The 22777-nt window shown below is 48.2% G+C and carries 17 protein-coding genes; 15 read left to right on the plus strand and 2 right to left on the minus strand.

Features of this window, described 5'->3' with window-relative positions; all coding sequences use genetic code 11:
- Window positions 1-15: 15 nt before the first annotated feature.
- From BFR57_RS03275 to BFR57_RS03305, 7 genes are all read left to right on the plus strand, one after another.
- A complete protein-coding gene (locus tag BFR57_RS03275) occupies window positions 16-861 on the plus strand; it encodes an ion transporter (protein WP_071462614.1) in 846 nt (281 codons plus the stop codon).
- Window positions 836-1537, plus strand: coding sequence for a M48 family metallopeptidase (locus tag BFR57_RS03280; RefSeq protein WP_071462615.1), 702 nt, complete (start codon window positions 836-838; stop codon window positions 1535-1537). Before BFR57_RS03275 ends, BFR57_RS03280 begins: the two co-directional genes overlap by 26 nt.
- Window positions 1506-2678, plus strand: coding sequence for an alpha-hydroxy acid oxidase (locus BFR57_RS03285; RefSeq protein WP_083405013.1), 1173 nt, complete (start codon window positions 1506-1508; stop codon window positions 2676-2678). Before BFR57_RS03280 ends, BFR57_RS03285 begins: the two co-directional genes overlap by 32 nt.
- A 15-nt stretch (window positions 2679-2693) precedes the next feature.
- Window positions 2694-4430 (plus strand): thiamine pyrophosphate-binding protein, encoded by a 1737-nt coding sequence (locus BFR57_RS03290; RefSeq protein ID WP_071462617.1) that lies wholly within the window; start codon window positions 2694-2696, stop codon window positions 4428-4430.
- 78 nt (window positions 4431-4508) lie between these two features.
- Window positions 4509-4949, plus strand: coding sequence for a lactoylglutathione lyase (gene gloA / locus BFR57_RS03295; RefSeq protein WP_040487867.1), 441 nt, complete (start codon window positions 4509-4511; stop codon window positions 4947-4949).
- A gap of 73 nt (window positions 4950-5022) precedes the next feature.
- A complete protein-coding gene (locus tag BFR57_RS03300) occupies window positions 5023-7248 on the plus strand; it encodes an NADP-dependent isocitrate dehydrogenase (protein WP_071462618.1) in 2226 nt (741 codons plus the stop codon).
- Window positions 7249-7318: 70 nt separating this feature from the next.
- Window positions 7319-7798: a hotdog fold domain-containing protein gene (locus BFR57_RS03305; protein WP_071462619.1), complete on the plus strand. Its 480-nt coding sequence runs from the start codon at window positions 7319-7321 to the stop codon at window positions 7796-7798.
- Between the two features lie 71 nt (window positions 7799-7869).
- Here the strand turns inward: BFR57_RS03305 and BFR57_RS03310 are convergent, their stop codons facing one another.
- Both BFR57_RS03310 and BFR57_RS03315 read right to left on the minus strand, forming a co-directional pair.
- A complete protein-coding gene (locus tag BFR57_RS03310) occupies window positions 7870-9432 on the minus strand; it encodes a peptide MFS transporter (protein ID WP_071462620.1) in 1563 nt (520 codons plus the stop codon).
- A 117-nt stretch (window positions 9433-9549) separates the two neighbouring features.
- Complete coding sequence (locus tag BFR57_RS03315) at window positions 9550-10320, minus strand: TerC family protein (RefSeq protein WP_071462621.1); 771 nt, start codon at window positions 10318-10320, stop codon at window positions 9550-9552.
- A 157-nt stretch (window positions 10321-10477) separates the two neighbouring features.
- Here BFR57_RS03315 and BFR57_RS03320 point away from each other — a divergent pair, with 157 nt between their 5' ends.
- The 8 genes from BFR57_RS03320 to BFR57_RS03355 all read left to right on the plus strand — a co-directional run bounded on the left by BFR57_RS03320 (window position 10478) and on the right by BFR57_RS03355 (window position 22772).
- Complete coding sequence (locus BFR57_RS03320; RefSeq protein ID WP_071462622.1) at window positions 10478-11161, plus strand: GntR family transcriptional regulator; 684 nt, start codon at window positions 10478-10480, stop codon at window positions 11159-11161.
- A gap of 2 nt (window positions 11162-11163) precedes the next feature.
- Window positions 11164-12045 (plus strand): methylisocitrate lyase, encoded by an 882-nt coding sequence (gene prpB / locus BFR57_RS03325; RefSeq protein WP_071462623.1) that lies wholly within the window; start codon window positions 11164-11166, stop codon window positions 12043-12045.
- Between the two features lie 93 nt (window positions 12046-12138).
- Entirely contained in the window at window positions 12139-13263 is a 1125-nt protein-coding gene (gene prpC / locus BFR57_RS03330) for a 2-methylcitrate synthase (RefSeq protein ID WP_006955442.1), read from the plus strand.
- Window positions 13264-13275: 12 nt separating this feature from the next.
- A complete protein-coding gene (gene acnD / locus BFR57_RS03335) occupies window positions 13276-15873 on the plus strand; it encodes a Fe/S-dependent 2-methylisocitrate dehydratase AcnD (protein WP_071462624.1) in 2598 nt (865 codons plus the stop codon).
- A gap of 1 nt (window position 15874) precedes the next feature.
- Entirely contained in the window at window positions 15875-17056 is a 1182-nt protein-coding gene (prpF, locus tag BFR57_RS03340; protein ID WP_071462625.1) for a 2-methylaconitate cis-trans isomerase PrpF, read from the plus strand.
- Between the two features lie 152 nt (window positions 17057-17208).
- Entirely contained in the window at window positions 17209-20895 is a 3687-nt protein-coding gene (locus BFR57_RS03345; protein WP_071462786.1) for an ATP-binding protein, read from the plus strand.
- Window positions 20892-21512 carry a hypothetical protein gene (locus BFR57_RS03350; protein WP_071462626.1) on the plus strand — a complete coding sequence of 207 codons (621 nt, stop codon included), beginning with the start codon at window positions 20892-20894 and terminating at the stop codon, window positions 21510-21512. The genes BFR57_RS03345 and BFR57_RS03350 overlap by 4 nt, the downstream gene beginning before the upstream one ends.
- Window positions 21513-22772: a hypothetical protein gene (locus BFR57_RS03355; RefSeq protein ID WP_071462627.1), complete on the plus strand. Its 1260-nt coding sequence runs from the start codon at window positions 21513-21515 to the stop codon at window positions 22770-22772.
- The last annotated feature ends 5 nt before the right edge of the window (window positions 22773-22777 follow it).

Below are 22777 nucleotides of genomic sequence, written 5' to 3' on the forward strand. Positions count from 1 at the left end.
AGGTAAAGCAAACGTATGTATGAAGCACTAAAAGGGCGCTTAGCCACGCTAAAAAACAACCGCTTATTTGAGTTTGCGGTAATTGCCGTAATCATCATCTCGGCGTTGGAAATTGGTGCAAAAACCTATGAATTACCAGGTTTAGTGAATACGATGCTGGTGGGTTTAGATTGGTTTATTACTGTTTTCTTCGTGGTTGAAATTACTATTCGTTTCATCGCCGACAGTGATAAAAAGCACTTCTTTAAAAATGGCTGGAACGTGTTCGATACGCTGGTAGTCGTGGTCAGTCTCATTCCAGTGAATGACTCTGAACTTGCCTTGTTGGCTCGCCTTGTGCGTGTGTTCAGGGTTCTCCGAATGATATCGATCATTCCCGAATTACGAACGCTCATCACATCCTTGCTAAAAGCACTGCCGCAGATGGGTTACGTCGTGTTGTTGATGTTCATTATCTTCTACATCTACGCTGCGCTGGGGAGTTATCTATTTAAAGATATTAATCCGTTCCTCTGGGAAAACATCGCACGTTCGATGCTTACTCTGTTCCGCGTGATGACGTTTGAAGACTGGACGGATATCCAATATGAGACGATGGAAGTCTATCCATGGAGTTGGCTGTTCTACATGACTTTCATTTTCTTGACCGCTTTTGCTTTTCTGAACATGGTGATAGGTATTGTCGTCAATGTGATGGACAAAGAAAGCCGACTCGAACTGCAGGCGTGTGAGCAAGAGCTTGAACAAAATCGCGAACAGCAGTTAAACGAGCAAATCGCTGGTTTACGGTCAGAGATCACCGAGTTAAAGCAGCTTATCGTCAAACAAGGTGGGCATGGAACAAGCAACGACGCCTCTTAAAGTTAACATTCTGCGTAAGCCGATAAAGCATATTTATTTGCGCTTACGCTCGGCTGATGAGTTAGAGGTGAGTGCACCTAAACGCTGTCCTCAACGGTACATTGATGAACTCATCGCAGAGCGGCATGACTGGATTACACAACGTCGTGAACAGTTGCGTGATACGGCGCGCTCGCCCAGCGTGCCGTTATTGAGTACGGAGCGGGTTTTACTCTCCGGTCGCTGGTATGTATGCCAGGCTTGCCGAAACGCTAAGGTGGCTGGCCCTGAGGCTGGTTCGGCATTGTTCAACGTGACTGTACGGGGCGATAAGGGACTGACTGAACAACACGTCGAACGACAATTGCGCCGCTACTTAAGTGAGAGGATCACGGTGCTCCTTGCTTATTGGGAACCCTTGATGGGTGTCAAAGCAAGTTGTTTCGGCATCCGCAAAATGCATACACGATGGGGCACTTGTAACACAAGAACCGAGAAGATTTGGCTGAGCTTCCAGTTGGTGCACTTTCCCTTAGAGTTGCTTGAGTACGTTGTTGTTCATGAGCTTACGCACTTATTTGAGCGCTACCATAACAGGCGTTTTTATGCGTTAATGGATTCATTTCTGCCGAATTGGCGTTCATTAAAACAACGTTTGAATCATTATGAGATACCCGATTACCCCAGCGGGCGGTGAGGATTTTAGGCAAGCTGCTAAGCGGCGTTTGCCGCGTGCACTATTTGATTATATTGATGGTGGTGCATTCGCTGAACAAACCGCACACGCTAATGTCCATTCGTTTTCACGCTGGCGCTTACAACAACGTGTGCTGCGTGATGTTGAACATATAAACCTTGCGGTTAATCGACTGGGTCAATCTTATGCAGCGCCTCTTGCGCTAGGACCTGTGGGCTTAGCAGGCATGATGGCGCGTCGCGGTGAAACACAGGCGTACCGAGCTGCTCAACAAGAACATATTCCTTTCTGTGCATCTACCGTGTCACTGTGCGGTATTAATGAAATTCATCAGCATCGCGACACTCAACCGGCATGGTTTCAATTATACATGATGCGCGACCGCGAATTCGCCGCACAGCTACTCGACCGCGTGCAAGCACAAGGTGTTGAAGTGCTTGTTGTGACGGTCGATTTGGCGGTGTTGGGTGTGCGCTATCGAGATGTCAGAAATGGCTTTGAATCAAGCACGGGGCTCGCTAAGTTAAGGCGATTCTATGACTTTGTATCACATCCCCAATGGTTATGGGACGTAGGCTTAAAAGGCGGCCCCCACGTTTTTGGTAATCTCACCGATGCGGTGCCCAATGCACGACAGTTGACAGATTTCAAAAGTTGGGTCGACGCACAGTTTGATCCCCGTGTCACGTGGGATGATATTGCGTGGATTCGCTCCCGTTGGCCAGGCAAGTTAGTAGTCAAAGGCATCTTACATTCTGATGATGCACTGCAGGCTGTAAAAGTCGGTGCCGACGGTTTGATTATTTCTAATCATGGCGGGCGTCAACTGGATGGCGCGCCATGTCCGATTGATATATTACCCGAGATTCACCAACACTTATTGAATCAGGGATGTCGCGATCGCATTGAACTTTGGCTTGATGGCGGGCTGCGTAACCCACAGGATTTGTTAATTGCACTGGCACTGGGCGCCGATGGTGGGCTTTTAGGGCGTGCATGGATATACGCACTGGCTGGCTATGGCGAGTTTGGCGTGACACAACTACTGAAACAGTGGCAGAAAGCACTCTCCGTTAGCTTGGCGTTAATGGGGTGCAACGACATTAATCAACTCAATGAATCGCACTTAATAAGAAGCTAATAATAAGGAGCGGGTGTGAGAAAAAATGCAGCACAGTTAGCCGTAGCAGCGCTCGAAAAACTCGGGGTGACGCATACGTTTGGTATTCCTGGTGTGCACAACACAGAGTTTTATGATGCGCTGAACGCCAGTGAGCATATTACGCCTGTGTTAGTCACCCACGAGGGGGGCGCCGCGTTTATGGCCGATGGCATGAGTCGCGTTCGGCAAATGCACGAGGGCATTGGTGTACTCGCCATTGTTCCCGCAGCGGGTTTCACTCATGCAGCGAGTGGTATTGGTGAGGCGTATCTTGATGGTGTTCCGATGCTTGTGATTTCGGGCGGGGTGCGCACTGATACCGAGTTCGATTTTGTCTTGCATGGTGTTGACCAGTTGGAACTGGCAAAGGGGATTACCAAAGGCGCGTTTCGTGTTAATCATCAAAATGATGTAACCGATGTGCTGTATCAAGCTTACCAACTGGCGACCGAAGGAAAGCCAGGTCCTGTGTTAGTCGAAATCCCTGTCAATTTGCAGCTATTTGATGCAACCGTTGCTCAACCTCAACAGCCGCCTCAGCCCACTACACCTGCTATCGATGAGCAAGCCATTCAACGGGCTGTTGAACTCATATCAGCGGGTAAGAGACCCGGACTGTTTGTCGGTTGGGGCGCTCGACACGCGCAACAGCCACTAATTGATTTAGCAGAATATCTGCAAGCACCGGTGGCGACCACCTTGCAGGGATTGTCGGTTTTTCCTCATGATCATCCACTGCATGTGGGCTTTGGTTTTTCAGCTTCGGCGGTACCCGCAGCGCAAGCAAGCTTTAAAGACTGCGATTTAATGATCGCGATTGGTACACGCTTTGCCGAAATCCCAACAGGCAGTTTCAGCGCGAAAGTGCCCGAAAATCTCATTCATATTGATATCGATGAGTCGGTATTCAACCGAAATTATCCGAGCAAAGAGAGTATCAAAGGGGACGCGACCGAGGTACTGAGATTGTTAAATGATGCGCTAGACGGGCAGCCTTCACGTCCCGAAAATGCGTCGCTCAAGGCTACAATTAAGCAATTAAAACAGGATTATTTCGACGAATGGCAAGCGCATGATAGTCACGAGCGCATTAATCCATACGTGTTTTTTACGTCAATTGCCGCACAAATGATGGATGACGCGATCATTGTTTTGGATGATGGAAATCATACGTACTTAGCGGCGGAATTATTGCCCCTAAAAGCCGGCATGACATTATTGACTCCCACTGACTATAACGCGATGGGCTATGCTGTTCCTGCCGCAATCGGCGCAAAGCTGGCACAGTCCGAGCGACAAACCATTGCCATTGTGGGAGATGGCTGTTTTGTTATGACGGGAATGGAGTTGCTGACAGCGCAACAGCAGGGGATTGGCGTTGTTTGTTTTGTATTCAACGACGGCGAACTATCTCAAATCGCGCAAGCGCAGCAAATGCCTTATGCGCGAAAACCCTGTACGGGATTGGTGGGCGCGAAATTTGAAGGCATGGCATTAGCGACCGGAGCGCATTATATACGTATTGAAACCGAAGCTGAGCTCGATGCGTATATAGCCCAAGCATTCGACGTCGCAGCTAAAGGACAGAGTGTATTGGTTGATGTTAATATTGATTACAGTAAACCCACGCGCTTTACTCAAGGTACGGTAAAGTCAACTTTTAAGCGCTTTCCGACCCGTCAGAAGCTGCGCATTGCTGGTCGAGCGGTGAAGAGAAAACTGTTTGGCTGAAACATTCGCCAAAGGTCGAATCGTGTTGTATTAACGATATGATTAAACTGAAGTAAATACTGTTGTAGGGAGTTAACGTTGAGATATTTACACACCATGGTTCGGGTCGAGGATCTCGACGCGTCATTGCGTTTTTATTGTGACTTGTTGGGCCTTAAAGAAATGTACCGGAAAGAAGTTGAAGCCGGGCGTTTTACATTGGTGTTTTTAGCTGCACCCGAAGACGAAGATGCGGCCAACGAAAACAAAGCGCCGATGGTGGAGCTGACATATAACTGGGATCCAGAGTCGTATGACGGCGGGCGTAATTTTGGCCATTTAGCCTATGAAGTGGACGATATTTATGCACTGTGCAAAAAGTTACAAGATAACGGCGTGACGATTAACCGTCCGCCACGTGATGGACGCATGGCATTTGTCCGCTCTCCGGATGGCATTTCGATCGAACTACTGCAAAAAGGTGGCGCGCGTGAACCAGAGGCACCTTGGGACACGATGGAAAATACGGGTGAATGGTAATTAGAGGGTAGATCCCGTATAATTCGCCCACAGTTCAACCTATTACGAAGTCTGATAAACGATAGGAATCATTATGTCGAACGACAAATCGAAGATTATTTATACTGAAACGGATGAAGCACCACGTTTAGCTACTTACTCGCTGCTGCCTATCATCCAAAGCTTTACTAAAGCGGCAGGCGTTAAAGTTGAAACGCGTGATATTTCACTTGCAGGTCGTATCATTTCGCAATTCTCTGAGTATCTTACTGAGGAACAGCGCCAGTCAGACGCATTGGCTGAGTTAGGCGAATTAGCGAAGACACCAGAAGCTAACATTATTAAATTGCCGAACATCAGTGCATCTATTCCACAGATGACTGCATGCATTAAAGAGCTGCAAGCACAAGGCTACAAATTACCTGACTTCCCGTTTGATCCGCAGACTGACGAAGAAAAAGACATTCGCGCACGTTATGACCGCGTTAAAGGTAGTGCGGTGAACCCTGTGCTACGTGAAGGTAACTCAGATCGCCGTGCACCGATGGCGGTTAAAAACTTCGCTAAGAAGCATCCTCATCGCATGGGCGCTTGGAGTAAAGACAACCAAGCCCACGTTGCGCACATGGAAGAAGGCGACTTTTACGGATCTGAAAAATCAATGACTTCAAGCCAAGACGATAGCTTTAAAATCGTATTGGAGAGTAACGGTGAGCAAAACGTACTCAAGGACGGTATCAAAGTGCTGGCCGGCGAAGTTGTTGATGCTGCTGTCATGAGTCGTAAAAAGCTACAAGCGTTCTTCGAGAAAGAGACGGTTGCGGCTAAAGAGCAGGGCGTTTTGCTGTCATTGCATTTAAAAGCCACCATGATGAAAGTTTCTGACCCGATCATGTTTGGCCACGCGGTGCGTGTTTATTTCAAAGATGTACTTGAAAAACACGCCGATTTAATGAAAGAAATTGAGTTTGATGCCAGCAACGGTATCGGCGATTTGTATTCTAAGCTCGATAAACTGACCGATGAACAGCGTCAGGAAGTCGAGAATGACTTGAATACCGTTTATGCCAAACAGGCTGAGTTAGCAATGGTTAACTCAGACAAAGGTATCACTAACTTACACGTACCAAGCGACGTTATTATTGATGCTTCAATGCCTGCCATGATTCGTGACTCGGGCCAAATGTGGGACCGAGAAGGTGGACAGAAAGAAGCTAAGGCGATGATCCCCGATCGTTGCTATGCGGGTGTTTATCAAGAGACGATTAGCTTCTGCCGTGAAAACGGTGCGTTTGATCCTGCAACCATGGGTACAGTGCCTAATGTTGGTTTGATGGCGCAAAAAGCGGAAGAATACGGTTCGCACGATAAAACTTTCGAAATCCCGGCGGATGGTACGGTAAAAGTATTGAATCAAGCGGGTGATGTAGTATTTGAACACGCGGTTGAAGAAGGCGACATCTGGCGTATGTGTCAGGTTAAAGATGAGCCTATCCGTGACTGGGTTAAGCTTGCCGTTAACCGCTCACGTTTAAGTGGCATGCCTGCCGTATTCTGGCTCGATAAAAACCGTGCCCATGATGCTCAGTTGATCAGCAAAGTTGAGACTTACTTAAAAGAGCATGACACCGATGGTTTGGATATCCAAATCATGTCGCCTGAAGAAGCAACACGCCACACGTTGAAGCGCGTGAAAGAAGGCAAGGACACGATCTCAGTAACGGGTAACGTATTACGTGACTACTTGACTGACTTGTTCCCGATCCTTGAATTGGGTACTTCTGCGAAAATGCTCTCGATTGTCCCATTGATGAACGGTGGCGGTTTATTCGAAACCGGCGCGGGTGGTTCAGCACCTAAACACGTACAACAGTTTGTGGAAGAGAACCACTTACGTTGGGATTCACTGGGTGAATTCCTTGCGTTGGCTGCTTCACTTGAGCATCTCAGTCGTGCGACCGACAACCGTCGTGCACAGATTTTGGCAGATGCGCTTGATAATGCGACCGCGAAGTTCTTGGAAGAGAACAAATCGCCTTCGCGTAAAGTGGGTGAGATTGATAACCGCGGCTCGCACTTCTACTTGGCGATGTATTGGGCTGAGTCTCTGGCTAAGCAAACTGAGGATAAAGAGCTTCAAGAGCGCTTTGAGAAACTCGCTGCAGCTATGCAGAAGAACGAGCAAGCTATCATGGACGAATTGAACGGTGTTCAAGGCAAGCAAGTCGAGATCGGTGGTTACTATCAGCCAGACGCTGATAAGGTATCTGCTGCTATGCGCCCATGTTCAGTATTGAACGAGACGCTCGCAAGCTTATAATGAACATAAGGTTGTGATAAAAAGCAGGCTGCGGCCTGCTTTTTTTATGTCTAACTGTTGAGGAACACACGTGAGTGAACAAAATTATCTACTAAAACTAAGAGCACAGTGTTTAAAGCTGCCGTTGGGGGCGCGTATCTTCTCCATGATGTTCGCTCGCAAAGCGCCTTACTTTGCTTCGATAAAGCCGCTAGTCACTGAGCTTGAGCCTAACTTTTGTCAGCTGACGTTTAAAAAACGCAAAGCGGTTGAAAATCATATTGGTACCGTACACGCGATTGCTGTATGTAATGGCATGGAAATGGCGATGGGGGCATTAGCTGAGGCGTCAATTCCTAAGCACTTACGTTGGCTGCCTAAGGGGATGCAGGTCAATTACTTGGCTAAGACCAATAGTGATGTGCGCATTGAAGCGCGAGCGACAGAGCAAACATGGCAAGTTGGCGATCAGCCTATCGAAGTCACTGCCTATCGAGACGATGGTACTGTGGTGGCCGCAGGGCATATTACGATTTATGTTTCGGAAAAGCCGGTAAAGCCTAAGTCATAAAACCACTAAAAAACATAAACCACTAAAAAAGGGGCCGAAGCCCCTTTTTTAATGATGCGATACATCTCCCTTTACGGTTTATTGACTGGCTCATTAGCGTCAATAACCGCACCTGGATGATCATCGTTGTCGGCTTCACCATCGTCTGGTGGCAGCTTTTCCCACTTACGAGTGAAGAAGGCGAGAACGAATACTACCGCACCCACACTGACACCGAATAGGAATATCGTCCAGTAGAGCTCTGGCATGGCTTGAGGGTTTTCAGGATCAAGACCACCTGCTAACAAGCCAGCAATTAAGTTACCCATCGCATAGGTCAGTACGAATACGCCCATTAACTGGCCCGCCATGCGTTTTGGCGACAATTTACTTACGGCACTTAATGCGACAGGGCTCAAGCATAGTTCACCCACGGTGTGAATGAAGTAAACAGCCACTAGCCAGTAAGGCGCGACCTTAAGGCCACTTGCAGCGGCTTGCGAGGCGAAGAACATGACGATAAAGCCGGTTGCCATGATCATCAGACCGATTGCACTCTTAAAGCCGTAAGAAGGGTTAATCATGCGTTTACTGAGGTTAATCCAAAGCGCCGCGAAGAATGGTGACAACGTGACCAGGAAAATTGAATTTAACGATTGGAACCAAGTCGTTGGAATTTCAAAGTCGCCAATCATACGATCGGTTAAGTCACGTGCAAACAAATTAAATGAAGAACCGGCTTGCTCGAAGCCTGCCCAGAACATGGTTGATGCGATACACACGAGGAACAAGGCGCCGAGGCGTTTCATTTCATTGCGTGTCAGTTTACCAAACAGGAAAATACTCAGGTAATACACGAAGAAAATGATAGTAAAGATAACGGCCACGTTGCCAGCTAATACCACTGGATCAATAACAATAATATTGTTTAGCGCTAGATAGGTGACGGTTGCCAAACCCGCCAATAGCAAATAAATTACTGCCCAGCTACGCTTGGCAGCACCAGCGCTCATCGGTTTAGCGGGCTTCTCGCCAACACCCTTTAACTTGGGCTGGGTTAACTTGTACTGAATTAGACCCAATGCCATACCTACGGCTGCGGCACCGAAGCCCCAGTGATAGCCGGCATTTTCTTGCAAGTAACCGGTAACGAAGTAACCGATAATGGAACCAATGTTGATACCCATGTAGTACAAGGTGTAACCGCCGTCACGACGGTCATCATCTGAACTATACAGTTGACCGACCATAGCCGTAATATTCGGTTTTAATAGACCCGTACCGAGTACAACGAGGATCATACCAATAAAGAAGCTGGCTTCGCTTGGGATTGCCAGTACGATATGGCCCAGCATGATGATGATGCCACCGTACCAGGTTGCGCGTTGGCCACCCAGAAGACGGTCAGCAATCCAACCACCTGGAAGGCCCATGAAATAGACAGCACCGGTATAAAGACCGTAAATTGCAGTTGCTGAAGCTACGGTGATAGCAAGCCCGCCTTCTTGCATTGAAGCGGTCATAAATAGCACGAGCAACGCGCGCATACCGTAGTAACTCATGCGCTCCCACATTTCGGTAAAGAACAGGGTTTGAAGTCCCCCTGGCTGTCCGAAAAAACTAGCGTCTTTGTCGACAATATTTTTTGGATCCATTTTAATTATCCGTTTGTTATAAAAATTAATGTTGACCCATTCGACTTTGGTCGAAGTCGAAAAAAGTGGTCATACTTTACTAGCCAATGCCCATGATTAAAACCTTTAGCGATGAATTTATTGGTTTTTGGGTTGGCTGTCCCCCGGGATAGACTTTCTCAATTGCACAGGTTCTGCAGCGCGTTTTTTGGCGCGCACGCGGATGTTTAAAAACTCCACAGCAAGCGAGAATGCCATGGCGAAATATACGTAACCTTTTGGTACATGAAAGCCCATTCCCTCGCCAACTAAAGTCATGCCAATTAAAATAAGGAAACTTAAGGCCAGCATTTTAATGGTGGGGTGTTTGTCGACAAAATCTGAGACCGACTTAGCCGCAATCAACATGACGCCAACGGACAGAACGACGGCAATGACCATGACCGATAGGTGATCGGCTAATCCAACCGCGGTGATAACTGAGTCAAGCGAGAACACGATGTCGAGCACAGCAATCTGAACAAGTATGGCAACGAAGTTAGCTTGCACGGAACTCTGGCCCTCGCTCGACTCCCCCTCGAGTGCGTGGTGTATCTCTAAGGTACTTTTACCGAGTAAAAATAGGCCTCCTAAGAGCAAGATAAGATCGCGTCCCGAAATCGACTTTCCTACAATTTCAAACAAGGGTGTTGTTAATGACATCACCCAAGTGAGCGAGAATAGCAATAATAAGCGAGTGCCCATTGCAAGCATTAGACCAATGGTACGGGCGCGATTGCGTTGATGCTCGGGTAAGCGACCCACTAGGATAGAAATGAAGATGATGTTATCAATACCCAATACGATCTCTAATGCTGTCAGCGTGGCTAAAGCAATCCATGCCTCGGGCATAGCAATCCATTCAAACATAGCGTGGTCCTCCATAAATCGTTGAAATATAGTGACGGGCATCTCACTGAAAAGCAATCTTTCCATTATTGTCGACAATAAATAGCTTTGACTACTTGTAAACAGTTGTGTTGTTGATGCAAAATGAGCTCATCGCTTAATTATGTCGACAATTCATATGGAAGTGCTATCACCGATTGCCAAACCTGCTGTTACCTCTGCTGACCGTGTTTTGGTGCAGATCCAACGCGCTGTGGTCGAGGGCGAAATTGCTGCTGGCAGTAAAATCAGTGAGCCTGAATTAGCGCGCAAGTTCAATATTAGCCGTGCGCCGTTACGTGAGGCTCTGGCGCGTTTAGAACGTTGTCACCTTATCGAACGTATTCCCAATGCCGGTGCCCGAGTGGTGCGACTGTCATACGAAGGCCTCATTCACTTATACCAAATTCGCGAAGAACTCGAAGGATTGGCCTGTCGTTTAGCCGCGGAATATATGCCGACGGAAGAAATCGAACAATTACAAGGGCTGCTTGATCAACACTTGTCTCATCAACGTGTTCGCGAAGGTGAAAGTTACTATCAAGAAGCGGGTGACTTAGACTTTCATTATCGTGTCATCTTAGGTAGCAAGAATCCCTACCTGATTAATATGCTTTGTGATGAGCTTTATTATTTGGTCAGGATGTATCGTGTTCAGATGGGTATGAATGGACCTCGCGTGTCACGCGCCTTTGATGAACATAAAGCGATTCTGACAGCGATTGGCAATCGGGATGGTGAATTAGCGGATTTATTGATGCGACGTCATATCAGCGCGTCGCGTAAGAACATCGAAATTAAACTAGCACAACAGGAGAAGTGATAATGAGCAGCGGAATCCAAAGTGCGGGCGCAAAACTGCGTCGTGCAATTGAACAAGAAAATCCTTTACAGATCGTGGGTACGATTAACGCTTATACAGCCATGATGGCTGAGAAAGTGGGTCACAAAGCCCTTTATTTGTCAGGCGCTGGTGTTGCTAATGCCTCTTTTGGATTACCTGACTTGGGTATGACTTCACTGAATGACGTGTGCGAAGATATTCGCCGTATTACGGGCGCTTCAGACTTGCCGCTGCTTGTTGATGCAGACACAGGCTGGGGTGGTGCTTTCAATATCGCACGCACTGTTAAAGAAATGACGCGTGCAGGTGCAGCAGGTATTCATATTGAAGACCAAGTCGCGCAGAAGCGTTGTGGTCACCGCCCGAATAAAGAGATCGTTACTCAGGATGAGATGGTTGACCGCGTTAAGGCTGCCGTTGATGCCCGTATTGACGACCAATTTTTAATTATGGCGCGTACTGACGCGTTGCAACAACAAGGCTTAGATGCTGCCATCGAGCGCGCGCAAGCGTGCGTCGAAGTGGGCGCGGATGCGATTTTCGCAGAAGCGGTGCACACACTGGAGCAATATCAAGCCTTTACTGAAGCACTTGATGTGCCTGTATTGGCAAATATTACTGAGTTTGGTGCTACGCCTTTATTTAATAAGCAAGAGCTAGCCGATGTCGGTGTCGATATCGTATTGTATCCACTTAGCGCATTTCGTGCGATGAACAAAGCGGCGCTAAACGTCTACAATAGTATTCTCGAAAACGGCGATCAAAAAGCGGTTGTTGATGATATGCAAACGCGTGCAGAACTCTATGAGTTCTTGAACTACCATGAGTTCGAAGAAAAACTCGACAACCTATTCAAAAAATAAGCTCGGTAGTTTGCGCCTTGGGCGCAAGAATTGATTTTGTAGCTTGCGCCTTGGGCGCAAGTCAATCACAACAAATTAAGAAGGGATAAAACCATGGCAGAGAAAAAACTAGGTGGTGCAGGATTACGCGGCCAATCAGCGGGTGAAACCGCACTATGTACCGTGGGTAAATCAGGTTCAGGCCTCACTTATCGCGGCTATGACATCAAAGAGTTAGCGGAGAAGGTGAGCTTTGAAGAAGTCGCGTATTTGCTAGCGAAGGGTGAATTACCCAATCAAGCTGAATTAGATGCATACCGTAAGCGTCTAAAATCCATGCGTATCCTACCGCAGGAAGTCAAAGACGTATTAGAGCGTATTCCAAAAGAAGCGCATCCGATGGACGTGCTACGTACAGGCTGCTCGATGTTAGGCAACCTTGAGACTGAAGAAAGCTTCGATGAAGCGGACGATAAAATCGAACGCATGATTGCAACCTTCCCTGGTATGGTGCTTTATTGGTACCGCTTTACACACGATGGCGTGCGTATCGATACTGATTCTGAAGAGCAGTCCACAGGTGCGCATTTCCTACGCTTATTGCATGATGAATCGCCGTCTAAATTACATGCTGACGTGATGAACACGTCGTTGATCTTGTATGCAGAGCATGAGTTTAACGCATCAACTTTCACAGCGCGTGTATGCGCATCGACGCTGTCTGACATCCACTCGTGTGTAACAGGTGCGATCGGTTCATTGCGTGGTCCATTGCACGGCGGTGCCAACGAAGCCGCAATGGAGCTTATCGAGGACATGAAAGATCCAGAAGATGCTGAGAAAACACTCATGGGTATGCTCGAGCGTAAAGAGAAGATCATGGGCTTTGGTCATGCGATTTATCGCGAGTTTGACCCACGCAATGACATCATCAAAGCATGGTCTAAGAAGCTGGCCGAAGAGAATGGCGATTCTCGCTTGTATGATGTTTCTGTGCGCTGTGAAGAAGTCATGTGGCGTGAGAAGAAGCTGTTCCCGAACGCGGACTTTTTCCACGCGTCTGCATACAACTATATGAATATTCCTACAAAACTGTTTACGCCAATCTTTGTGATGTCACGTGTAACGGGTTGGACGGCGCACGTGAAAGAACAACGCGCAAATAATCGTATTATTCGTCCTTCTGCGGATTACACCGGTCCAGAAGCACGTCCAGTACCTGCTATCAGCGAACGATAAGTAGGTGGTGGAATGAGTTCGAATTATCGTAAATCGTTAAAAGGCACCACGCTCGAGTACTTTGATGCTCGAGCGGCGGTGGAAGATATCGAAGCGGGCGCCTACGACAAGCTACCTTACTCGAGCCGAGTCTTTGCCGAGAACTTGGTGCGCCGCTGTGAACCGGAGCTTCTTAAGCAGTCACTTGAGCAATTAATTTACCGCAAACGTGAGCACGATTTTCCGTGGTTTCCAGCCCGTGTCGTTTGCCATGATATCTTAGGTCAGACCGCGTTGGTCGACTTGGCGGGATTGCGTGATGCTATCGCTGAGAAAGGGGGTGATCCGGCAAAAGTGAACCCGGTGGTACCCACTCAGTTGATTGTTGACCACTCGCTTGCGGTGGAGCACGCGGGCTTTGAAAAGGACGCGTTCGAGAAGAACCGTGCTATTGAAGACCGTCGCAATGATGATCGCTTCCACTTCATTAACTGGACTAAAACTGCTTTTAAAAACGTGGATGTTATCCCTCCGGGTAACGGCATCATGCACCAGATCAATTTGGAGAAGATGTCACCCGTTGTGCAGGTGCGTGACAACGTCGCCTTTGTAGATACCTGCGTAGGCACGGACAGCCACACGCCGATGGTTGATGCTTTGGGTGTCATCTCTGTGGGTGTGGGTGGTCTTGAGGCTGAGAGTGTCATGCTTGGCCGTGCGTCTTATCTACGCTTGCCTGATATCGTGGGCGTTGAATTGACCGGTAAGTTACAGCCAGGCATTACCAGCACCGATTTGGTACTCGCATTGACTCAGTTCCTGCGTAAAGAACGTGTGGTCGGCGCTTACCTCGAGTTTTATGGTGAAGGTGCTAAAGCCCTGACTGTCGGCGATCGGGCGACTATTTCTAATATGACGCCAGAATACGGTGCCACGGCGGCGATGTTCTACATCGATGAGCAGACCATTGATTATCTTAAATTAACCGGACGTGATGACGATCAGGTTGAGTTGGTGGAACAATACGCCAAAGAGACAGGGTTGTGGGGCGATAGTCTTGAAACCGCAGAATATGAGCGTGTTCTAACGTTTGACTTAAGCCAAGTAAAACGTAACTTAGCAGGGCCGTCAAACCCTCACTCATTGTTGCCCGCTGGCGAGTTGACTGAGCGGGGAGTGGCGAAGCATATTGAGTCACCTGAAGATGGAAAAATGCCCGATGGTGCGGTAATTATCGCAGCTATTACTAGTTGTACGAACACCAGTAATCCACGCAATATGATTGCGGCGGGCTTGATAGCGCGTAACGCCAATAAATTGGGTTTAACGCGTAAGCCATGGGTAAAAAGCTCACTCGCACCAGGCTCTAAGACGGTTAAGATGTACTTAGAAGAAGCGCAACTGTTGCCAGAGCTGGAAACACTCGGTTTTGGTGTCGTGGCGTTTGCATGTACTACCTGTAACGGTATGAGTGGTGCACTTGATCCTAAGATCCAACAAGAAATTATCGACCGCGATTTATTCTCGACAGCGGTGCTATCGGGTAACCGGAACTTTGATGGTCGGATTCACCCATATGCAAAACAAGCGTTCTTGGCATCACCGCCATTGGTCGTGGCTTATGCGATAGCGGGCACTATGCGCTTTGATATCGAGAAAGACGTGCTGGGCTATGACACTGACGGCAACGCAGTCACATTAAAAGACATCTGGCCAAGTGACGAAGAAATTGACGCTATTGTTAAATCGAGCGTTAAGCCTGAGCAGTTCCGGAAAGTGTACGATCCGATGTTTAATCTTTCGGTCGATTACGGTGACGATATTAACCCACTCTATGATTGGCGTGAAATGTCGACCTACATCCGTCGGCCACCCTACTGGGAAGGTGCATTGGCCGCTAAACCAAGCTTAACAGGGATGCGTCCTCTAGCGGTACTTGGCGACAACATCACGACCGATCACCTGTCACCATCGAATGCGATTCTTGCTGACAGTGCTGCCGGTGAATACCTCGCTAAGATGGGGTTGCCTGAAGAGGACTTTAACTCTTATGCGACTCACCGCGGCGATCACTTAACGGCTCAGCGTGCAACGTTTGCCAACCCGAAACTGTTTAATGAAATGGTGCGGGATGATGCTGGCAATGTGATTCAAGGTTCGTTGGCACGGATTGAACCTGAGGGTAAAACCGTACGCATGTGGGAAGCGATTGAGCACTACATGACTCAAAAGCAACCATTGATCATCGTGGCAGGTGCTGACTATGGTCAAGGTTCATCGCGCGACTGGGCCGCGAAAGGTGTCCGTTTAGCTGGGGTTGAAGCTATCGTCGCAGAGGGTTTCGAGCGTATTCACCGTACCAACTTAATTGGTATGGGCGTTTTGCCGCTGCAGTTTGAAGAGGGCACAACTCGCAAGACGTTAGAACTTGATGGTTCTGAAACCTATGATGTTAAGGGCGAACCGGCTCCTGGTGCGCGACTGAGTTTAATGATTCACCGAGCCAATGGTGAAGATATTGAAGTGCCTGTGATCTGCCGCTTGGATACCAAAGAAGAAGTATCCATTTATTCGGCGGGTGGTGTGCTTCAACGGTTTGCGCAAGACTTTCTTGAGGCTGAGGCAAGTTGATATGAAATTTAAGCCACAGTTGAAAATTCCCGCCACCTACATGCGTGGCGGGACTTCAAAAGGTGTATTCTTTAACTTAGCGGACTTACCTGAGGCGGCGCAGCAGCCAGGTAACGTACGTGATGCACTTCTGATGCGCGTGATTGGCAGCCCCGATCCTTACGCTAAGCATACTGATGGTATGGGCGGCGCGACGTCAAGCACCAGTAAAACGGTCATCGTGTCGAAAAGCACGCAACCCAACCATGATGTTGACTACCTATTTGGTCAGGTAGCGATCGATACTCCTTTTGTCGACTGGAGCGGTAACTGCGGAAACTTGTCCTCTGCAGTGGGCGCCTTTGCAATAACTCAAGGTCTCGTTGATGCCGATCGCGTGCCTAAAAACGGTATCGCTGAAGTCCGTATTTGGCAGGCAAACATTGGCAAAACTATTGTCAATAAGGTGCCGATGCAAGACGGACAAGTGCAAGAAATGGGTGACTTTGAGCTTGATGGTGTGACGTTTCCAGCGGCTGAAGTCGCGATCGAGTTTATGGATCCCTCCGCCGATGGTGAACAGATGTTTCCCACCGGAAATCTTGTCGATACATTTGAGGTGCCTGGCGTCGGAACCTTAGAGGCTACCTTTATCAATGCGGGTATTCCTACCGTATTTTTGCGCGCCGAGGCGTTAGGTTATGAAGGAACTGAGTTGCAAGAAGCGATTAATGGTGACGCAGCAGCCTTGACGCGACTCGAGACGATTCGGGCTCATGCCGCGGTTCGTATGGGACTGATCGATCAGGTAGAAGAAGCCGTGCAGCGTCAACATACGCCGAAATTAGCCTTTGTAGCACCGGGTAAGACTTACACCGCCTCGAGTGGTAAAGTGATTGAAGCCAATGATGTTGACTTGCTTGTCCGTGCTATGTCGATGGGTAAACTGCATCACGCGATGATGGGAACGGCTGCGGTGGCGATTGGCACAGCCGCCTCTATACCAGGTACTTTAGTAAACCAAGTGGCCGGTGGTGGAGAGCGCACTATGGTTAACTTTGGTCATCCGTCGGGTACGTTGCAAGTCGGTGCTGAAACGCTCCTGAAAGATGGTGAATGGCGTGCTGTCAAAGCTATTATGAGTCGAAGTGCACGTGTGCTTATGGAAGGCTGGGTGAGAGTACCTGCAGAGGTATTGGATTAATCCACTTTAAGCTGGGAAAAATCGATAAAAGCGTCCTTACGGGCGCTTTTTTTATGTCTCAAGCGGATGTAAATTGTCCGTTAGTGCATCGCTCATGGCGTAAAATGCATGCTATGATTAGCGGCTCTGGTGAAGGTGTTACGAGGAATAATATGGCAGGTAATGCGGCTCGTCTTAAAAAAATAATTATGATCAACGGCCATCTCCCCGGTATCGTGGAATTGGACGTAGAAGGGCATACCAATATCTGTGGTAGCAACGCATCTGGGAAAACCACTCTACAGCGAATGATTCCGGTGTTTTATGGTGAGCAGCCCAATAAAGTCGTACCTAAAACACGCGATAATTTTGATAAGTTTTATCTTCCATATAGTAATAGCTATATCATCTACACCTATCAGTCGGCAGCGCAACGTAACGTTCAAGTTGTGTTAACCAAACGCAGTGACGGCGTCGATTATCGCTTTATCGATGCCGAATATTGCCCACAAGATTACCTCGACGCGCATGGCGATAAAGTCATTGCGGTTGACTACAACGAGTGGTTGAAGCGATTGCGTGCAAAAGGCTATCTTTTTAGCCATAAAATCAGTGCAACAAGCGAATTTCGCACGCTGATTCAAAATGATGTACAAGCGTTGCAACATACTCAAAAAGATAGCGTAAAACTGCGTCAATTGGCGGCACGCTTTGCATTGGTGAACGCACCTCATAAATTACGCCATATCGAGAAGCTGGTCAGTGCCGTGCATGCTAAAGAAGGCAAGATGGATACCTTGCGAAGCATGTTGGCAGCGATTTTAGAAGAAGATGGCCACACCGTTCCTCACAGCTCGATCCGCGGCGAAAAAATTCGACGTTGGATCGAGCAAATGCGTCAAAATATGCGACTCAAGGAATTACAGACGGCATTTACCGAGTTATCGAATAACGCTCACCGATACGGCGATGAATTAGCCGAGCTCTGGGCTATCCAGCCACTATTGTCGAAGCATAGAGAGCAATTAGCCGACCAAGAGCGTGATTTAAAAGCAACGTTAAAAACGATAGAGCAACGGATCAGTCAGCGCACCGCCGATTATGAACAGCAACGCGATCAGGTTAATGAAACTTTGAGTGAATATAGGGCTGAGCTTAAACAAGTAGAGCGGCAGTTAGATGAAGCACAAAATAAAGCGGATGTCTTTCGCGACGCGAATATTGAGGAATGGGAACAAAAAATTGAGCGCTTGCCAGCGTTGCGGGAGCAAGCGGATGAAATTAAGCAACAGCGTGTTGTATTACTCGAGGCGCATCAGAGTGAACGTCAACAACTGGATAGCGAGAAGCTAAAACTGACTGAGCGACAGCAGCGGCGTGATAGTAAACATCAAGCTAAACTCGATGGGCTGGCTACTGAGCTTGCTGAACTCCATGCGAGGCACAGTGAGGCGTTGAGCGCGCTCCGCGAGCAACACCAATTGCGTCGCAATGAACAAACGGAACGTTGGCGCGATGAGCGAGAGGCGGTCAAACTAAAGCTGGCTGCGCTTAACTCCGAGCAGAGTCATAATGCCAATGGGGAAGAGCAACAGCAGTTGGATGCGATGGTTGAACGTGTCGCTGATGCGCAAGAGCACCTTACGTTGCAGCGCGACCATCTAGAGCATGCGCGTGACCAATTAAACTTAGCCCAACGCAACCGCTTACGCGTCAGCGAAGACCTCAATCGTGAACGAGAGCAACTCGCTTCGGTTAAGACTGCAATTAAACAAAAGACCATTGAGCTGGAACCCGACCCAGATAGTTTGCGAGGCTTTTTACACAGCCACGCATCGGAATGGCATGAGACGATTGGTAAGGTCATTTCACCCGCGTTGTTAGAGCGAACCGATCTGAACCCCGTGCTCGGACAAGATAACACCAGTGTATTCGGCTTGCAGCTTGATCTTGCGGCGATTGAAGCGACTTATCACGATGACACAGAAGGCCGGGCTGAACTAGAACGACTGCAGACACAACAACAGTCACTGGTTAAGCGCATCGAAGACATTGAACAGCAGTTGGCCGGTGAAACTGCACGTGTAACCGATGCCGAGGCGCAGCTACAAATGGTGCAGCAACAGCTTCACAAGCAACAACGTGAAGTGGAATATGCACTTGATGCACAAGCTCGCTTAAAAGCGGAGATCAAACGACAAATCTCTGAACGAGCTGAGCAACTGGGTGCGCAGAAAGCGACACTTGAGGAACGCTTAGACAGCCTTAATGAACACATCGAATATAGTGCGCAAGAGCTTATCGAACAGCAGCGTAGCGCGGAGATAGAGTTAAAGGCGGAGCAACAAGATGCTGTTGCGCAGTTGCACGAATCTCAAGACTTTGAGCGGCAGCAGCAGGCAGAGGAACGTGCGCAGCTCAAGGATGATATTAAAGCATTGGAACGCGCATTTAGTGACAAGCTTGCCCAACAAGGCGTTAATGAACACGATATTAATCAGTTAAAGCAGCGTGAGGAACAGCTAGACCAGGCCATACAGCAAGCGCTCGAGCGCCAGGAACAAGTGCGTGAGTATCGCCACTTTAAAGAGTCAGTTTGGCAGTCCGCGCGCCCGCAATGGCAACAGCGTGAGCAACAGCTACAGTCTGAAATTCTAGCGCTTGAAGATAAAAAGCGTTTGGCTAAGGATGGGTTTGAGCAAAGCAAGGCGCATGATGTTGAGCAACGTCAGCGTACCAAGTTAACGTTGGAGCACGCCACTACGCTCTTGCAACGTTTGCGAGAGAGCGTGAACAAACTCGAACACATACCGGCTTTAACGCCCGAACTACAGCAGGCTCGCCACAAAGGGTCGCTAGAGCACAGTGATAGTAGTGAACTGTTAGGGCGCTGCGATGATGTATATGAGCGCTTTTTGCATAGTGAAAAAGCGTTGAATGAGCAGCTCCGCCAGTTCGATAATCAATTGCGACGTGACGCACAAGCTGACTTCCTGAATTTTATGGAAGAAAGTCGAGAACGCATGAATGTAGGCGACGATATTGCTTCCAATTTAGCGCTTTACCAAGCCATGCTGAATTACCTTGAAGAACATCAGCAAGCTATATTGGCGACCGGTCATAATATTAGTAAGGATTTAGTCGACTTCTTCACTGTTTTCAACGATATCCATAAGCGCGTAGCTCAATATAGTCGCCGCTTAACCGATGCGGTGGGTAATGAATTATCACTGTCCGGTATTGAGCGCGCTGAAGTTAAAATCAGTTCAACTATCGATGCGTTGGGTTTTTGGGAACCTCTCAAGCAGTTTGTCGCAAGCTATGAACGTTGGCAGGAATCTGGCGAACGACTTCCGCACGAGGACTATTTATTACAGCTTGGCATGGTTGCGGATATTTTACGTGCTGACCAAAAGTACAGTATCGAGTCCTTATTAAAAATCGAGTTGTTCTTAACCGAATCAGGCAACGAGCTTGTTATACGAAATGACCGTCAGTTAGCAGAATCATCGAGTCATGGTATGGCCTATCTCATTTTGTGTAAGTTCTTGCTGGCTTTTACTCGGTTACTGCGCAGTGATGCTGAGGCGATCATTTTACACTGGCCCATTGATGAAATAGGGACCTTGGCTTATCACAACGTAGAGAAGTTGTTCGATGCGTGCGACAGTAACCAAATTCAAATCGTCGGCGCATTTCCTAATCCGGAGTCTGACGTGCTGATGCTATTTAAGCATCGTTATTTAATTGAGGCGCATCCGGATAAGGTCGGTAAAGGGCAGTTGAAACGTATTCAACCAAAGGCTTCGGGTTTGTCTGAGAAACTGGCTCACCTCGTGCAACAGGAGTACAGCGCATGATGACATATGGCCCCATAATCGAAACGCTGCTGGCGGGCGAGTTTATCTGTGCCCAACGTTTTCCGGAATATCACCAGCAATTACAGGATGAGACACTACAAAACCAGATAAATGACTATTTACGCCCGCTCAACAGAACAGTGAGTCAGGCAGCTGACGGCGGCGTATTTTTCTTGAGCTATCAGCAGCTCGATAAGCAGGGGCGCGATCATTTACGTCAGCAGTTTACTCAGACTCTTACTACATTGATGCCGTTGTTAGAGTGGCTCACACTGACACAAGAGGCGCTCGGTCATGACAGTACACTGGTCCCGGGCGATACCGTAAAACTGCCTGAGTGGGTGATGGCATGTGAGGACAATCCAAGCTTAAAGCAACGCCTAGCAAATTTAGCGCGTGACCGCTTTTTTAATTCGCAAGCTGAAACGGTCGATGCGCAAATAAAGCAAATTGCTAAGCGGTTGGTCGAGCATGGTTATTTAATGCAGCCTCATGGGGATAGACCTTACTTTATTGTAACTGGGAAAGTGGATTATTTGATTGATGTGATTCGCTTCATTCGTGACGAAGAAAACTTACCGGTTGACGAAAAACCAGAGCAAGAGGCATTACTGTAAATGGCTGGAGAGCAACTCAACGTTTCTGATCAGCGACTTCAACAAGGTGAAAAGCGACTTAACCTGATAGGTCGGCACGCAGCTATTTTAATGCAGGCGTATCAAACCGGCGTACTAGATGAGCTCAGCGTTAATGAGGGGGTATTACGCAACCTTTTACATGCGCGGATCATCTATCAGCCTGAGAGCGGTCAAGGATACCGTTTACGGGCACCTGTTGCACAACTGATTGCTAACCTGGTCGTGGACGAGAGACGGCGTTCTATTCAAGCGGACGTGGCCGATAAACTTGAAGCTATTCGTGGTCAGGTGGATGCGTTCAGAAAAGCGCAACAGCGCAGCGATATCTATCTGGCAGAATTGAAGTTACAGGTGATTGAAGAGCGTGTACATGATTTGGTAGCTGAGTTCGATGAGGCGATTCACAGCTTATGGAACCGACTCAATACCGATTTTGGTTTTGCCGCTCACCTTGACGAAAAGATGGCTGAAAATCAACGCGCGCAGAATCAAATTGAACGGCTGCTCGAAGGTCTATCGATGATTGACTACGACGAGTGCATTGCGCTCGCTGATGGCCATGTAAAGCTGAGGCATCTTTTAGTCGTGCAGTTACAACGACGCACTAGCTTGCAGCGCGCCAGCATGCTAGAAATCCAACATCGTATGATCGAGTTAATGAGCCGTTTTCGTGAGCAGCAGTCGCGCAGTTTGTTGGTTGGTAATATGGCGCAGTTTCTTCGTCAACACCCCGAACTCAAGGTCAGTGATTATACCGAACAAAGCCAGGTGCCGACGCTGTTTAATCAAGCTCGTGCTATTCGTGCAGCAGCGCATGCTGACGTTCAAAGTTCAGGTGGGCAGCGTGAAACGTTAGCGGCGTTGCATGACGCGTTACAGCAAACGCGGCATTTGCGTAATGAAAAAGCAACTTTGAGAGAGTCGGCACAAGCAGTCGAGCAGTTTGGCGATGCGATACTTGAGACCCAACAGCGTCAATTAAAACACGATGTTGACCAATTTTTCATTGATGTTGCTCAAAGCCAACAGCCGCAGTCTGCGCTCGATTACCTCATCAAGCACGAACTGCAATGGCATGGAGAAATTTGGCTGTTTCAAGTACTCAGTGAATATCAAACGCTTGCTCGCAACGTACAAGCGCAGTTGCCGCTGCAGCGGCAAGAGCGTCCCGTAAGTACGACCAATAACGTACAGATTATTGAAGACTTAGTTGTAACACCGCCGAAACGGGTCGCTTAGCTGCG

This window comes from Idiomarina sp. MD25a (assembly GCF_001870515.1).
GTDB lineage: Bacteria > Pseudomonadota > Gammaproteobacteria > Enterobacterales > Alteromonadaceae > Idiomarina.